Raw genomic sequence first — 17,397 nt, forward strand, 5'->3', positions numbered from 1 at the left:
TTGTTTTCATGACAGGTCTCTTCCCGCTGTTGAACGAATTAAAAAGTTTGCGCCGTATCCATATCTTCCAAAAATAATATCGACTTGCCTTCTTTGATATCCAAATTCACTTCCAAATAGCGACAGCCGAACCTTTCCACCTGCCGCATACCATTCAAGCTTGCATCGTTAGCAGCCGGATGAAGTTTGACTTTGTCCGTTACATCTGCCAACAAAATCGCCAGGCTCCGAACAGGCGAACCGGACTCTATTATTACTTCCAGCACACGCTCCCGTTTTTTCAGACACTTTATCCGAACTTGTCTTCGCAGATGAAACCACTGCCCAATTTGTTTGCTGGTCCACCACGCTATTCCTCGTTGCACCCCGTAATGCACAAGCTCAACGAGCATCTTCCCAACCCGATCTTCGTCTTCAATGCCCGCGGCTGGATGAAATAAAAAATGACTTATGCCATTAACGGTGATCGAACGCTCCAATAAAGCCCGCGCCTCCTCGGCTGTACAACGGTTATCCATCGGCGGATCCCACGCAAGCGTAGGCACGCTTAGCGTGGATATGAGACGATTCTGTTCCGTCGCGCTGATCGGCAAATAGGGATGGCAAGTGCCTACCAGAAAACCTTTGTTGCCCCGCTTCGTTCCTCCGCGGCTTTGGTCGACGCCAAGTCCTGCCCGCTCACACCATTGATAGAACTGGACATCTCCCTCCCAACGCAAATAATGATTTTTATTGGATACGATGTCCTGATCGGGAAACTGTTCTTTTAACATGGCCAGTTGAGCGTTGAAATGTTGTTCGGACCACCCGGACTGCGGAATTTCTGTCCCCATCGCATTATAATGCAGCGCCACCTCATGGCCTTCCATGACAATTTGCCGATTAACCCCCTCCTCGTAACCGGGCATAATGATACACCAGGTCGACTTGATCCCGGCTTCCCTCAGCCTTTGCAGCATGCTCCTTGCATGCGGCGCTGAATTCAAGTCCGTGTCATGAGAAATAAGTCCGATGCCATCAAGTCCGTCAGGCCAAAACCAGGTTTGCGCCAAATTCAATTGCAGTTTTCCGGTCAGTTCATGCAAAATGCGTATCCACACAATCCGCCACTCATCCACGACAGGATGCAGGTAGTAAGGAATCCCGTCTTGCACCGAACGGTTCCGATCCTGCTGCCAATCCAATACACAAGCATCATCCGCTTTCAAAAAACCTTCATCAAGAGGCGCTGAGCCATCAGGAGCGGGATAGCCATCCCGGTATACGGGAATTCCATGTTGAATCATATAGAAAGTTTTCATCAGATTGACCGTTAACAACGCGGCATAACCTTTGCCTACCTTACGAATCGTAAATGCGGGATCAGACCGATTTAGCCCGTTGCGTTGTACGGTCACTCCCCATGCTTGCACATCCGCAGCCGAAACTTCCATGCCGATTGCCTCGAAAAAGTGAAACGAGCTTTGCAACCCTTGAGCCAGCGGCGCTTCGTCCCACCGAATCCAGCCTTCGTTCACCGGTTCGAGCGTTGTAACTCCCAATAAATCTTGCAAGCCATACATGTTCCCGACAGCAAGCAAACCGTTGCCTTGTTCGCAATAATCCATACAGCTCTTAGTCCATAGTTCGCTTTCCGTACTTCCTATAACGATTGTAAGTCCGGACGGCTGTTGAAGCAGCCATTGCTTATGATCCCATTTCTCATAAGATAGTCCGATATAATCCATCATCTCGAATAAATAGGTCGTAAAGTCGTGCCTGCCTTCACTCCATGCCCGCTTGCATTCGGTTTCATTCCATACAATGTGCAGCATCGTAACTAGTTCCTTCTTTCGTTAGTTTTTACGAGTGAAAGGAAAATCCGATCTTGCCACGTTCGAAACGCGGACTTCATCTATAAAGCCATTGAAAATATTGCCGCCTCCCCAACCGTTCGAATCTCTGCCGATCGCCAGCCATTGGTTATCGGTTTGAATCTGGTACGTGTTCAATCCGGACAGCGTAGTCGAGGCTTTCAGCTCCCCGTCCACATACAGATTGATCGTTCGGCTCGCAGCGGAATACGTCATCGCTACGTGATGCCACATCCCGATCGACAACGGGCTTGTCGACACCGCCGTTCTCAAAGCGCCATCGACATAGACCGTTGCGACCAAATAGCCGTTGCCATCCCCGACCTTCAGTCCGTATGCATAGCCCTTCTGCAATAAATATCCTGTGCATGGAGCGCTATTGCATTTCACCCAGCCTTCGATCGTCAATTCATCCGTTATATCCAGGCTGCTGCTATCTTCCACTCGAATATAACCGGTTCCGCCGTTCGTCGTCAGCGCATCGCCGAACTTGCTGGACGTCCAATTAGCGGTTCCCGTAACGGCACCATGGTTTGCACTGCCGGAAGAATCATTGAGTACGCCTCCTTGACCTTCATCAGCATGGAGCAACAATGCGGTGTTAGCATCCGTCGTGTAGGGCTTATTCAATGAGAAATCCGATCTTGCCACGTTCGAAATGCGGACTTCATCTATAAAGCCATTGAAAATATTGCCGCCTCCCCAACCGTTCGAATCTCTGCCGATCGCCAGCCATTGGTTATCGGTTTGAATATGATAAGTGTTCAATCCCGACAGCGTAGTCGAGGCTTTCAGCTCCCCGTCCACATACAGATTGATCGTTCGGCTCGTAGCGGAATAAGTCATCGCAACATGGTGCCACGCCCCGATCGACAACGGGCTTGTCGACACCGCCGTTCTCAAAGCGCCATCGACATAGACCGTTGCGACCAAATAGCCGTTGCCATCCCCGACCTTCAGTCCGTATGCATAGCCCTTCTGCAATAAATATCCTGTGCATGGAGCGCTATTGCATTTCACCCAGCCTTCGATCGTCAGTTCATCCGTTATATCCAGACTGCTGCTATCTTCCACTCGAATATAACCGGTTCCTCCGTTCGTCGTCAGCGCATCGCCGAACTTGCTGGAGGTCCAATTAGCAGTTCCCGTAACGGCACCATGGTTTGCACTGCCGGAAGCATCATTCAGTACGCCTCCATGACCTTCATCCGCATGCAATAACAATACGGTATTAGCGTCGGCCTCATAAGCTGCCTCGCCGACAATAACATAGCTGCCGATTGTTTGGAAGCTGATCTCTTGGCCGTTCACTTGCACGCTTGCGGCGGAAGGCGCATAAACTTTTAAACTTTCGGAACCGGGCAAGTTCAACGAAGTATCGATCTCCAGCGCCGTTCCGTCATAGACCACCGTCAAGTTTGCCGCCACATGCGGCGAAAGAACGGTAACGAGTTCATCCCCGGTCGATGTATCTTTTAATACGGAGCCATTCGCGAGCGACATGCTGAACAGGTTCCCGGTCGCGTCTTTGCGAATAAAAGCGACTTCGGCATCTGTTGCATAATCGCCAAACGTCTTATCGCCGCTGTCCGGCTCGCTAAGCGCGATATAATCGGTTCCTTCGCTTCTGCTCACCGTCATCGCGGAACTTTGCGAAGCGGAAGCCGGACTGCCGTTTATCGTGACGGGCAATCGATTGACGGTGACGGAGGGAACGGCACCGGCCGGACTCGGATACATGACAAAGTCCATATGATCCGGGAGGTTTGCGGCTTGTTTTACATATTGCACTTGCGGAGCAGCTTGCTTGTCCACATAGAGCGGACTATACCACCCGCCGATTTGCGGGAAATCGCGAATGGTATCGGAAATCCGCACGTCATCCACATTACCGGATAGACTGTTCCCGTAATAATCCGTGCCGATTCGCAGTTCAAAGTCGCTTGCGTTAATCGCATAGCTGCCTAACCCTTGCGGCAATACAATCGTTCGTTCTTTCTCTCCGTTAACATACAAGTTTAACTGCCTCGTCGACGCCGAATAGGTCAACGCAAGGTGATACCATTGATTAGGCACAGTTGCCCTATAGGACTGAATCGTTCTGACAGCTCCATCCACATAGACCCAAGCAGTTGGCAAACCGCCTGTATCTACGATTGCCAGACCGTACGCATTTCGTTTATTGACGCCATAATTCAGTCCTTTTGTACCATCCCACTTAAACCATCCTTCAACCGTTATTTCATTCGTAATGTCCAGACTGTTGCTGTCGGGAACACGTATATAATTTGTTCCATTTACCGCAACGCTGTCGCCGAACTTTCCGCTTTCCCAGTTCGGTGTTCCGACGAATGTGCCATTGTTGCCATAGGATGAAGAATCGCCGGCCACTGTTCCCGTACCCTCGTCGAAACTCATGAGCAGACGGGTATTCGCATCATTGGCATAAGCAGAGGCAGGAGGTGCCGAATCTTGTCCTTCCGCATAACTGACTGCAAGCCCGGAAGGATCGACAGGTATAATTTGAAGATTGGCATCAGAAACGTTAGTAGTCGTTGTCGCTTTCGTAATCGGATCGATCGATATGCCCATCGGCTCGAATTGAAACCGGTTCTGAAGTGTATGAGTGCCTGTCCCCGTAACGCGATCCCGTATAATCCAATAATCCGGCTTGGCGAAGAAGATCGCTCGCTTCTGAATGGCGCTTTTATCCAAAGCCGGCCCGTATCCTTCGGCATATTGTCCGCTGGCATAATCGAATCCGGTACCGCTCAGCCAGCTTGTATCGGTGACGGGAGCCGTTACCGCAAACGGACCCGAGCGGCTGCGGTTCTGTCCCAATCCATCTACCATCATCGTATTGTGCGCAACCGTAGAAGCAAAGTATCGGGTCCACTTGTCCCCGTCATAGGTAAACAGCCCCGGGTCGGAAATAAAGTTTTTGCCGTAGGCGGACAGATCGAACGACAGCTTGTCCTCATGATAGTGGGAAACGCCCATCGGGCCGGCATCGAGCGCCAGATATAGCGCGTTCGCATCCCATCCGCTCCTCATAACGTATTGGCCTGCATAGGGGAAGCCGTATGAAGTGTAGACGGGTGCCAAGCCTTCCGTTCCTTTGGTTGCGACATATTTCATATCCTGGCGATTGAATAAAGCCGCCCCCTCCAGCAGTCTGCCGCGCAACAATGTCCGATTGCTGTCATTGATCAATGGCGCTGTTCCATCCGGCTTCGCGATGTACATCAGATACTGATACATTTTTTCCAAACGGTCCTTGTATGAAGGCGGGAAGTTATTCCACTGATTCAGCTGCTCCAACCTGTATGGCGTCAGAAATCCATTTGCAATCGTGGCTACCTGATACAAAGTGGTTAATTCGATTTCCGCGCCGTCGGGATAAACCAGATTTTGGATCAAGCTGTTCAACATCGTAACACTATAGCTCTTCCATTGCGCGGAAGCTTGAAACTCGGGAAACAGCACCGCAAATTGATACAAGTCGATCATTTGAGCAATTGCTCCATTATCCCCGGTTTGATGACGATGACGCAGGTCCTCCGCCTGTTCGTACATGGATTTAAGCAAGGCTACGAGCGCTTCGGATGTGAGCGAGCTCGAATCTCGCACGCTGTTGAGCAGGTTAATCCAGTTCTGCAATCGAATTCCTTCCGTCAGCGATTGCCAACCTGGGTGGACAACGGCGCTGATCGGCGATTCTTTCGCATAAGCGGGATCGGAGGCAAATTCGTTTTCTCTGAAATGGTTATCCTTATACCAATCCAACATTAGATCAATCGTCTCTTTCGCGTAGACTTCTTCTCCTGTATACCAATAAGCGTCGGCAAGCGCGCCGGGATAAGGAGAAGGCCCTGTCAGGGCAAAGCTGTCCTTGACGATGTCGGCAATCGCAATGCCGTCGACTGCGCCGGTAAATATGTGGCTGGATGATGAGGCATCTCTTCCGATTGCCAGCGAATTTGTGCTGTTGTTAATTTCGTACGTATTCAGCCCGGCAGGCAAAACCGTCGTTTGATTCAGTACGCCATTCACATAGAGCTTGATTTCTTGCGCAACCGCGGAATAGGTCATCGCCACATGATGCCATACGCCGCTGGTAAGCGCCTGATCGGCCACCGCTTCCCGCCATTGACCGTCTACATAAACTCGCGCCGCCGGATGGCCCGATCCGTTGACCACTTGCAGGGAGTAGGCGTTGCCCTTATGAATGCCGTACCCGTCATAAGAGGTTCCGTCCCACTTAAACCAACCTTCCATGCTTAATTGATCGGATAAATCCAGACTGTTGCGATCCGATACCGTCACATAGGTACCGCTATTTACGTTCAAGCCGTAGTCAAACTTGCCATTCGTCCATGCCGGCGTACCCTGGATCGCGCCATGATTCGCTTTGCCCGATGCATCGCTCGCAATCGCACCTGCATTTTGGTCCAAGTGGAACGCAAGCATGGTCGTCTCCGCCGGGGCGGAAACTGCGAAATAATTTTTTACGGCAAGCGTGGAAGTGGAACCGTCCGGCGCAAAGGCCGCCCAGTTTACATCGCTGCCCATGTCGAATCGCTGGCCGTCTCTCTGCGTCAAATAATGCTCCCGCATAAGGTCGGCCATGTAGGTATCATAATGAACATCCGCCGGCGGTCTGGCACCGTTACGATCTCCCAATTGCAACGGCGCTGTTCTGGCCTTATAGTAGGCTAGCAAATTCGCTTTGGCGAGCTCCGGATCGTTGGCTTGGACAGCCGACTTTACACTCGCCAAACCCGGAGCATCCAGATTTAATTTGCTAAAAAATTCGCTGTCGGACATATAGGCATGAATGGTTTCGAATCCGGGATTCTGAACCAGATTCGTTGTTGGCGCTTCCGCGCTTGCGACCGAAACGTCATCGAACCAGACGCTGCCTTGACCGGTTTCCGAGACCAGCTCGATCCGTACTTTGGCTGTACTAACCGGAAGCGTGAGTGTAGCGCTGATTAACTGCCAGTCATGATCGCCGGATTGCCCGACGATCGTTTGTTGCGAATCGGCATAATTCGGAACGGGGGCGCCCCATCTGCTCAAATACATAACGTTTAGCTTTGGCGTTCCTGTATAGCCGCCCGAAGTTTTATGCCATACCTGGAAAACATATGATTTGGAGGTTGTCAGCGGAACCCATGGTTTGTCCAGCACAACATAGGTTCCTGTCGATGCATTTCCGGTCATCAGATTGGAACGGGTTCCCGATTTTGAAGTCGAATCGACCAGTTCATTGGTCCCTCCGTCCACATTCAGGGACCACTTGTCGGGAATATTCGTCCACGTTTCCGGACTGGACACCCAGGCAAATGCAGAGTATGCGAATAAGATGCTTAACAAAGCAGATACGATTAGGGCTGTTGCCGTTTTTGTCATATCTCTTTTCACTTTCAACACCTCGCACAATGATTTTAATGGAGCATTATGTCATGTCCGTCCGATCACTTGAAATACTTTGACGATGCCGGTGATGATTTCATCCAGATCCCGTGTTTGCAACATCGCGCTGACAGGCAGGAACAGCGTGCGATTTACAAGATCCTCGGCACGTGGGCACATATTCTCCGAATAACGAACCGGCTGCTTGAACGGATAATGAAATGGATTATGACGTGCTTCCGCAGTACGCTGCCAAAAAATTTGCGGAAAACGATATACCGCTTTACCGCCGTATAACAGAAATGTCCGAATATTCTCCGCTTCCAACGCATGATTGACCCGCTGCGCTTGGACAGCCGAAGGAACAATGATTCCGAGGCTGTATCCGATATCGCCATCCTTATCGACGTCACAACGGAACTGCATATCAGGAAGCGCGGCTTCCAGCGCATGACGAATCGTTAGGAAATTCGACTTCATGGACGACAGAATGCCGTCCAACTTACGCCACTGTTCAAGCAGAACGGCTCCTGTCAGTTCGCTCATCCGGTAATTTTGCCCGCAGAAAGCGTTGATCTCCTCGTCCCTGTCGCCGATCCCATATCGACTCTGTTCTCTAAACTGCCCCTGGTCATGATAACGCACGGCCCGCTCGAACAATTCCGGCGAACGGGTTACGATCGCGCCGCCTTCTCCAGAGGTCAGCAGCTTGTTCATTTGAAAGCTGAATACGCCAATATCTCCAATTGTTCCTCCTGGCTTTCCACGATACTGCACGCCGCATGACTGGGCGACATCCTCGATAACGGGAATACCGTATTGACGGGAAAACTGCATCAAACGATCCATCTCGCAAGGATGTCCCATCAGATGCACGGCGATGATCGCTTTAACCTCTTCGTCGTATACGCGTTCCAGATCATCGACGTTTATGTTCAAGCTGTCGTCGACATCAACAAATACCGGAACCGCCTGACAAGCGATCACCGCGCCGGCTGTAGCGATAAACGTAATCGCCGGTACGATCACTTTATCGCCATAACCGACGCCAAGCGCTTTCAAAGCGGTAATCAGCGCCGCTGTACACGACGTCACCCCCAGCGCATACGGCGTTTGCAGACGGGCGGACATTTCATCCTCAAACATCGATACAAACCCTTGGACATTGGGACCATAATAACGAAACGGAGAATGCCCTTGTATCACTTGCGCGACACGTTCTATCTCCACTTGATCCATTGCCATCGCCCCGGGAAAGTGAGGAGGAAGCGGCTCCATTCGCGCCGGCTTCCCCCCGTTTATGGCCAGTTGTTTCACTCCGGCTTCATCATGATTCGAGGGGAATTTATCCTTTGACTGCACCGATCATTACCCCTTTTATGAAATATTTCTGAATAATGGGAAACAGGATCAAGAGAGGAATAACGGAAATGATAATGGTCGCGTATTGCAGACTGACTTGTGCGTATTCGTTAACGGCCTCCATCCTTTGGTTTTCCATCAGCGAACTCGTACTAATTACCATATCTTTAAGTACTACCTGTAGAGGGTATAGCACTTTCTTATTTAAGTAGATAAGCGGAAGAAAGTAACTATTGTAATGATACATGGCAAAAAATAACGACAATGCCGCCGCGAGAGGTTTGGATACCGGCATGATGATTTTAAACAAAATACCGTAAACAGATGCCCCGTCAATCATCGCGCTCTCTTCGATTTCCTTCGGAATCGCCTGGTAGAAAGTAATCGTCATAATAATAAACACGCTGTTGATGGCCACTGGCAGAACAAGCGCCCACATCGAGTTGTACAAGCCGAGCTTGAGAATCAACAAGTAATTCGGAATAATGCCGCCGTTAAAAATCATTGTGAACACAATGATTTTCATAAATAGTTTGCGGCCAAAAAACTCTTTTTTGGAAAGGGGATAGGCCGATATCATCGTCAACAAGACGCCGACCGCAGTGCCGATTACCGTATATTTTAGAGTATTCAGAAAAGCAAGCCCTATCGTGCTGCTGGACAGCATATACGAATAAGATTTCAAATTAAATCCGCGAGGGAACAGAAATACGTTGCCTTGCATAACCTCTATCTTGGCGCTTAAAGAAATGGCCAGCATATAAAAAAACGGGAATAAAATCGAAATACACAGCAGGCTCAAGAGAGCGGCATTTATACAATCGAACCATGTAAATTTTTTTTTCAATATGTTCCCTCCCTTCACCAAATGCTTACTTTGGATACTCGTTTGCTGAAGTAATTCGCGCCGACCAGCAGCAACAAAGAAATGACCGACTCAAATAATCCGACCGCGGAAGCAAAACCGTAATTCAACTGTTGGATGCCTACTCTGTACACATAAGTTCCGATAACATCCGATACTTCGTAAGTGGCCGGCGTTTGCAGCAGCAACGCGCGTTCAAACCCGATCATGATAAGGTTTCCGACTGTAATGATCATCATCACCGCAATCGTTGCGGAAATGCCCGGCAGCGTGACATGAATGATTTTTTTAAATCTGTTGCATCCGTCGATTTCCGCCGCATCAAACAGATCCTGCGATATTCCCGTAATTGCCGCGACAAAAATAATGGAGTTATACCCTAAATGCTGCCAGTTCAACGTAAAGATATAAATCGAACTAAACCATTCCGATTGCGCCATAAAATATTGGGGCGAAATCCCGATCCATCCGATCATACGATTGATTAGACCGCCGTCCGGCGACAGAAAGCTCCAGGCCATGCCGCTGACCACAACGATAGAAATAAAAAAGGGCAGGTAGCTGATGGTCTGAACCGACTTCTTAAACCATTGGCTTCGCAATTCGTTGAGCAACAGCGCGAACACAATCGCGATCGGATAAGTGAGGACCGACAGCAGACCGAGTGCCAAGGTGTTTTTCAGTATGACTAAAAAGTCGGGATTGTTAAAAAAATTGATGAAGTGTTTGAAGTAAATAAATTCACTTCCGGCAATTCCCTTTGAAATTTTGTAATTCTGAAAAGCAGTAACGTTCCACAATACGGGCGTGATCTTAAAAACAACTAAATAAATCAGGCAAGGTAAAAATAAAATCATTAAATGCCTGTCTCTGTACAAATGCCGCCAATGATGCAACCTATCATTCGATTTAGTCTTAACGGTATCCATCTCTCTTCCTCCAAGGCGGATCGAGCGGAAGTACGACAATCGCAAACTCCCGCTCGATTATTCAAGCCTTTCTAAAGTGATTACTGGTTGTTATATCTTTCATATGCCGCATTGTAAATATCGACTAGCTTCTGATAACCCAGTTTCTCATTTTTCTTCACCCATGATTCCCAATCATCAATCGATTCGGTTCCCATAATGACTTTAGTGGAATATTCAAAAACCGCTTTCAACAACGCATCTTCGATAGGCGTTTTTGTCGAAATTTCATCTTCCGTAAAACTCATGACCGGTTGTTCTTCCTGCCAGAACGGATCTTGCAGCAATTCGACGGCTTCCATATATTTCGGAGATACGTTCTTGGTAACGCCTCGCGGGTCCGACCTGTTGAGGAAACCCGTCATATTCAATCCGTACGCTATCTCGAGCTCCGTTCTATTCAACGCCTTGCCTTGCAGCTCAGGATAACTGATCGTGCCATCCGGCTCCACCTTGAATGTAACATCTTCGACACCCATGGAAACCAATGTGCTGCCGGACGGGCTATATAAGTAATCAATCAGCTTTAATGCATCCTCTATATTCTTTGATTTGGAGGACACGCTAATGCCGAAATCGAGCACTCTGGCTTCAGCCATGACTTTTCCTTTAGGTCCCACAAAGTAACCGGGAGAAAGCTCAAATCCTGGTATTTTCTCGGTCGCGCTGTTGACAAGCGAGTCGATTCGGCAGAAACAGCCCTGGAATACAAAGCCGGCGTCCGGTTGCAAGATAAGCGAATCAAATCTGTCTGCCCTGCTGGTCATAAATTCGGGGTCCATCAACCCTTCTTTATAAAGCTTGGCCAAATAGACGAGCATATCTTTATATTCATCGCTTATCGGCCCATATTCCCATTGGTTACCTCCGTCCGGCACAAACATCTTGTGGAATGTACCCCAGCTTTGACTGAACAGTTGAACGATCTCCTCGCCATAATAGTTAATCAACGGATAGCTGTCGGGATAGAGCTCCTTCAGTTTCTTCAGCGCTTCGTAATATTCATCGGGGCCGTTAGGCAAAGCGATATTGTGTTTATCCAAAATATCTTGGCGGAATATCATGCCGTAATTGACTTTCGGAGAAATCTCATGGGCCAAATAGTTAAACGTATACAGATTGCCGTTCGCATTCCTGAATGACTTCATTATTTGCGGATTTTCTTCAAGCACCTTGCTGTAGTTCGGCAAAATATCCAGGTATTGATTTATTGGCACAAACATGTCCTCTCCCAGCCTGCTGATCATTGTCCCTGATGTCGCCCCCACAATGTCCGGCAAGCTGTTCGAAGCAACCAACAAACCAAGCTCTTCCGTTGGGTCGGTTGACTTGTATCTTTCAATTTGCACATTCAAGTTTGTTCGCTTGGCCAATTCTTGGGTAAAGAAATTTTCCGGCAGCGGGGAATCCGGATTCGTTGTAGTAATCGCCTTCAAATTTTTGCTCTCTTGCGTAATCGGCAGCGCCAGACCTCCGGTATCGCCATAATCAACGACCGGCTGATCCGAAGGCTGCGATGCTCCTCCGTCTGTCCCCCCCGAAGTCGGCGGAGACGTCTCTTGTTGCTCCGCCGAATTGTTACTGCATGCCGCCAATAGGCTCACCAGCATAAAAACCATAATTAGCAACACCGTAAAACTTCTCTTCCTCATCTTCAAAATGGATGACCCCTCTCAACGTTTGATTGAGTTATGTTGGATAACAACTCACATCAAACTATACATAAACATGGGGTAAACGAAACATATCTTAATTATTAGATGGGTTATCTTATTCTCGTTTTTCTATTAATTATTCGAATTTAAGGCCTGTATTTCCCTATTAAATAAAACAAAAGAGGCGTTTTCACGCCCCTTTAAGGATTTATTCCATTCATCATCCGTTACTTTTGTTTAAAACGGTCAAATGCGGCTTGCTTGATACGAATCTCCTCTTCGATCCCCAGCTTGTGCAACGTATGAATGTACTCCTCGAATTTATCCAACGACTCGATTCCCATAATGAATTTGTTCAGCATCTCATCTTGATATCGAAGCAGATCCGTCATGATCGCGGCTTCCTGCATTTGTTCTTCCAGCGTCAAGGACAGCTTGGGTAACAAGCGATTATGATCGGCCTTCACCCAGTTCTCTTTGGCCTCTATTTGCTCCGGAAGCGCATTATATTGCGAATAGCCTTCCGCGCTGTATTCGAACGGCGCTGCCGAACCCATTCTCGTATACTTGGCCAATGCTTGACTTACAGGCAGTTGATCAGGGTTGCGCAGAATCAAATCCGTAAACACCGGCTTGTCGTTCACGATTGTATAACTTTCCCCTTCAATACCGAAATTGAACAGAAGATGTCCTTCCTGACTGTATCCGTAATCCAGCCAAGCCGCGATTTTTTCGGGATTTTGAGCGTTAGCGGAAATGGCAGCACCGAAACCTTCGTATTTATCTTGCTTTTTGGCAATCACTTGATCTTCAGGGCCAAGCTTTGGGAATACCACGCCCATGAGTTCGAATTCCGGATGTTTATCTTTCATCATGGCCGAATACTTCCCGATGCTGCTCGCAACCCATCCATTAAAAGCACCAACCTGATTGTTTTTGACTTTGGCGTCCATCACGTTGATATCCGTCGTCAAATAATCCTTATCAATCAAACCTTCTGCGTACCACTTGTTCAGTAAGGCCAAATACTCCTTAAATTGCGGTTCATACGGGCCATACTTGACTATCCCATTATCCTGGTAAAATTCCGTCGTAATGCCGAATGCGCCAGCGAACGCATAGCTGATAAAAAATGTATCCTTGTTGTATATCAACGGAATTTCATCTTGGATACCATTGCCGTTAGGGTCTTCATCCCGGAATGCAACGAGCATGCGCTCCCATTCTTCTATGGTCGTGGGCGGCTGCAAACCGAGCTTATCCAACCAATCCTTGCGAATGATTAATCCATTAAATACAGAAAGACTCGGATCATCGGCAATCGTCGGAAATGCGTAAATATTCCCTTCGTCCGATGTAATTAATTTTCGGATGTCCGGTTTTTTCTTCAACAACTCGGACAAGTTGGGAGCATATTGTTCAATCAGTTCGTTCAAGCGAATGATCTTTCCATCCCTGATCAGCTTGTCCGGTTGCGCCATGGACCAGTTCGAATCAATAACATCCGGCAGCGTCCTTGATGCCATAAGCATCGTTAAATTAAATTGATCCGTCTGCTGCTCCACGGTATGGTGTTGAAACTGCACCTTAGTGCCCGTAATCCGCTCCAATTCCTTGTACATACCCATTTCATTATAACTTTTCAATACCGCATGTTCTTCCGGATTCATGGCAACCCAATACGTAAGCGAAGACGGATATTTCGAAGGATGAGCGGATTGAAGCCGGTCCGAATAAGGGGCATCCGCGCCATCTTCTTCCGTTGTGCCAGCGCTTCTATTGAACAGGACATATAAGACAAGCAGCGCAACGCATAACAACACCACTACCGCTGCGCCTTTCTTCCCGTGCAGGGCCATCAACCGTCAGCCTCCTCCATCATATTCGTCAACCGGCTCGCTATTTCTCTGTACTTCCCAGGCGTCACGCCTTCATGTTTCTTGAATAACCGGACAAACCCGATATCGTTGGCATAACCGATCTTTCCGGCGATTTCCGCCAGAGTAAATGATTGTTCGATCAACATTTTTTTAGATTCTTTTATACGAACTTCAGCAATAAAATCCGATATTTTTTCCCCGCTATGTTTTTTGAAGTACGTGGAAAGGTAGGATGGGGTGATTTGAAAATGATCGGCAATTGAGGCTACGCTTAAGTTCGCATCTCCGTAATGATGTTTGATATATACGACAATTCGCTCATACATTTGATCTTTATATTTATTTTTTTCCTCCTGCATGTGTCTGCAGATGTCTTCATACAACGCTTTGATGAATTGCAGCATGTCCATTGCGGTCGCGCAGGAGGACAACCTCTTCACGAGTTCCGACATATCCTCATACGCATTATGTTCATTCGTCTTCAGACCATTCCTCAGCTTTAACACCGAGCTCAACAAATCGTAGAACAAACATTTCCCAAGTTCCGGCGATATATCACCCAACAGAAAATTGGTTTCATAGATTTGATCCAGCATTTTCTCCACTTGATGATAATCTCCGCTTTTGGCATAGTTCATCAATTGAACTTCCGTTTCTATTGCAAACTGATAATCACGCTGCTCCAGACCGCCAAGCTGCTCGTAATATATCCCCTCATCGGAATCGAACACCAGCCGGGAATCGAACGCAACAAGGGCTTCGCGATAACATCGTCCGATTTCCGTCATGCCGGGATGAAATTGACTGACCGCGATCGTAATTTTCAGCTTGAAGCGTTGCTGCGCATAATTCTTTACATTTCTGACGAATGTATGGCGGTCGGCCAAGGTTTGATCGTCAGGAGCGGAAACATTGAACAGTATGCCCAGTCGATTGCGATCCATCTCTACCACGTAGCCGTCTTCACCAATCAATTCTCGACTTAAATTGGAGAGAATGAATCTGACTAACGCCCACTCCCGCTCTGTATCGTCCGCAACGAACTGGCTGCAATCATCGATTTCAATAATATGAACGCTAAAATAATCCTTCTTAAAATGTACGCCCATGAACTGCAGCGCATCCTCGTTAACATCCGACACATCCACGTGGCCTTTAATCAACCGCGCAAGAAAATTGGCTTGAATCACAGGCGTTTGCTGCGTTACGGTTTCCTTTAAATGATTCTTCTCTTCAAAAGTATTGGAGATCGCTTGCTTAATAAAATCAAACTCGTTAATGGCGAGATTTTTCGTGTAATTGTTCTCCTCCATAATCGTCTTGACCACATCGCGAATGGGATTATAATTGCGCCTTGCCAACACGATGGAAATAATGATGCCCGCAAACAGCAACAGGAGAATGAGTGATAACGCCCAGTTCTTCAGCATGATAATTTGCTTCAATACGACTTTCTTCGGCAAGACCGATATATACTTCCACCCGTTGTTATCCGTCGTATGACTCAGGATCATCGATTCATTATTTTGACGGAATGAACTGTAACCGCTTTCCATGTTAATCAATGGAATGATTGCCTTATTCAACTCGTTCTCTTTGGACGTTGACATAATAATTTGTTGATGTTCATCCACGATGTAAATATCGCTGTGATACAGTTTCTCTATCTGCTCGATCAGTTGGTCAATCTCCTGCTCGTTGATCAGCATGACCAAATAACCCGATATATTGGATATTTCCCCGATCGGAAGCGATTGAATATATGTAATGACCCTGCTGGTTTTCTCTTTCTCCCTGACCTCTGCAGAAGGCAAATAAGTTCTAAGATGATCGCCGGTAAACAGTTCCCTCTTGACTTCCTCCGTGCTTTTCCCTGAAAACCGGAATATATCGTCGAAATACATGTTCAAATCTGCTTTTCCTGTCGCCGTCAAGATAGAGTCCGTGTTTTTGAAATAAACAAAAAAGTGGCTGATAAAGCTGTTCGTATTTGTTACGCTGCGAATACTGTTCATAATTTCCAGAAGATTGATTTGATTTTGGGCGTACTCTTCGTCTATATGATTTAATGACCATTGCAGCTTAGGATCGCTTGCGAACTGCAAGGCGATCTTATCCACTTCGTTGAAGCGATTCTCGGTAACGAGCTTGACCTGCTCCAATAGCCCCAAGTTGGCCTTATTTTCATTGATGATCATTGTATTCTCTACCCGCTGGAAAATGTATGCCCCGATACAAAGCGGAAAAAGCAATATAATGATATAGGAAATAAGAAATGTTTTGAAGACGCTCCTTCGGCGACCCTTATCCATCCATTTCATAAAACGTCCCCTTCCATGTATAACTAAAATAACATGGCAAACAAGGAGATACAAGGGATTGCGTTATTGAATCCCCCTCATAAAATCCCTGAATTTTTCAGCGATTTCCTTCGAATGGGAACGATATAGATGATGTCCCGCGTCCAATAAAATCATTTCTCCATGTAAAGACTCTTCTATTTGCTTCTCATGTTCAGGGATCCATTGGTCCGTCACGGGGTGATTCGCTTGGACAAAAAATAGGACAGGTAAATTCGATGGAAAAGTTAGCTGTTCTGCAGCTTTAAAGTTGGAATACATACTCTCTGCCTCATTTAATAGAGTTGTATTATACATATTTTTGCGTATCAGAATGTCCAATTGTTCTTTAGTTTGTTCATCATAGGGCAGCCCTTTATAAGGGTCAGCACTCAGTTTCAATTGTAGACGGGCAAAGCCCAAGTTTCGGAACCATTTAATCGGCTCTGTTACTGACGAATCAATCTTCTGTTCACTCAGCGATGGAACACTGCTATCCAGCCCGATAAAAGCTCTCACTTCGTCTGGATATTCGTTCACGTAACTCAGACTATAGAGCCCCGAAATAGAATGACCCATGAGGATATAACGATTAATATGGAGGTTCTGCAACGCTTCATGAATTTCGCTTACGATATTTGCCGTACTGCGCTCCTTCTCGGTCTGATCACTTAATCCGTAACCAAAAGGCTCAATCACGACGACTTTATAATTGGGGGATAGCTCTTCTATTAATGGCTTAAAGTCCAGTACGGGTGCCGCTGTTCCAAAACCGGGTAGAATCACGACGGTTTCTTCTCCTTGCCCCTGAATGGAAACATTCATTTGTTTCCCATCTACAGATACATGTTGACCGTATTGCTCCATTCTTTTTTGTTCTGAATGACTGCTGATTTTGTTAACCGTAAACACGATAGCAACAAAAAGCAGCATCGCTATAACTATTGCAACGATTATTTTAAGCAAAATGTGTAGCACTCTCTTAGTTTTTGTAACACTCCGTATTTCCTTCCCTGCTGCTTGTATCAAACTCATCCACTCCTGTCGTCATCTGTTT

General features: G+C 47.3%; 9 protein-coding genes. All 9 read right to left on the reverse strand.

Annotated elements, in window-relative coordinates; translation table 11 throughout:
* Positions 1-38: 38 nt before the first annotated feature.
* Complete coding sequence (locus tag H7F31_RS29080) at positions 39-1,814, reverse strand: polysaccharide deacetylase family protein (protein ID WP_187101660.1); 1,776 nt, start codon at positions 1,812-1,814, stop codon at positions 39-41.
* A 21-nt stretch (positions 1,815-1,835) separates the two neighbouring features.
* On the reverse strand, positions 1,836-7,280 hold the full coding sequence (locus H7F31_RS29085) for a LamG-like jellyroll fold domain-containing protein (RefSeq protein WP_187101661.1): 5,445 nt from the start codon (positions 7,278-7,280) through the stop codon (positions 1,836-1,838).
* Positions 7,281-7,319: 39 nt separating this feature from the next.
* Positions 7,320-8,633, reverse strand: coding sequence for a DegT/DnrJ/EryC1/StrS family aminotransferase (locus H7F31_RS29090; RefSeq protein WP_187101662.1), 1,314 nt, complete (start codon positions 8,631-8,633; stop codon positions 7,320-7,322).
* Positions 8,617-9,480 carry a carbohydrate ABC transporter permease gene (locus tag H7F31_RS29095; protein WP_261800168.1) on the reverse strand — a complete coding sequence of 288 codons (864 nt, stop codon included), beginning with the start codon at positions 9,478-9,480 and terminating at the stop codon, positions 8,617-8,619. Before H7F31_RS29095 ends, H7F31_RS29090 begins: the two co-directional genes overlap by 17 nt.
* Before the next feature lie 14 nt (positions 9,481-9,494).
* Positions 9,495-10,427, reverse strand: a complete 933-nt coding sequence (locus H7F31_RS29100) for an ABC transporter permease (protein WP_187101663.1) — start codon at positions 10,425-10,427, stop codon at positions 9,495-9,497.
* A gap of 80 nt (positions 10,428-10,507) precedes the next feature.
* Positions 10,508-12,118 carry an extracellular solute-binding protein gene (locus H7F31_RS29105; RefSeq protein WP_261800574.1) on the reverse strand — a complete coding sequence of 537 codons (1,611 nt, stop codon included), beginning with the start codon at positions 12,116-12,118 and terminating at the stop codon, positions 10,508-10,510.
* Between the two features lie 230 nt (positions 12,119-12,348).
* On the reverse strand, positions 12,349-13,980 hold the full coding sequence (locus H7F31_RS29110; protein ID WP_187101665.1) for an extracellular solute-binding protein: 1,632 nt from the start codon (positions 13,978-13,980) through the stop codon (positions 12,349-12,351).
* A complete protein-coding gene (locus H7F31_RS29115) occupies positions 13,980-16,199 on the reverse strand; it encodes a helix-turn-helix domain-containing protein (protein WP_187101666.1) in 2,220 nt (739 codons plus the stop codon). Before H7F31_RS29115 ends, H7F31_RS29110 begins: the two co-directional genes overlap by 1 nt.
* 186 nt (positions 16,200-16,385) lie before the next feature.
* Complete coding sequence (locus tag H7F31_RS29120) at positions 16,386-17,375, reverse strand: alpha/beta fold hydrolase (protein ID WP_187101667.1); 990 nt, start codon at positions 17,373-17,375, stop codon at positions 16,386-16,388.
* Positions 17,376-17,397 lie beyond the last annotated feature (22 nt).

The organism is Paenibacillus sp. PAMC21692 (assembly GCF_014303795.1).
Taxonomy (GTDB): Bacteria; Bacillota; Bacilli; order Paenibacillales; family Paenibacillaceae; genus Pristimantibacillus; species Pristimantibacillus agaridevorans.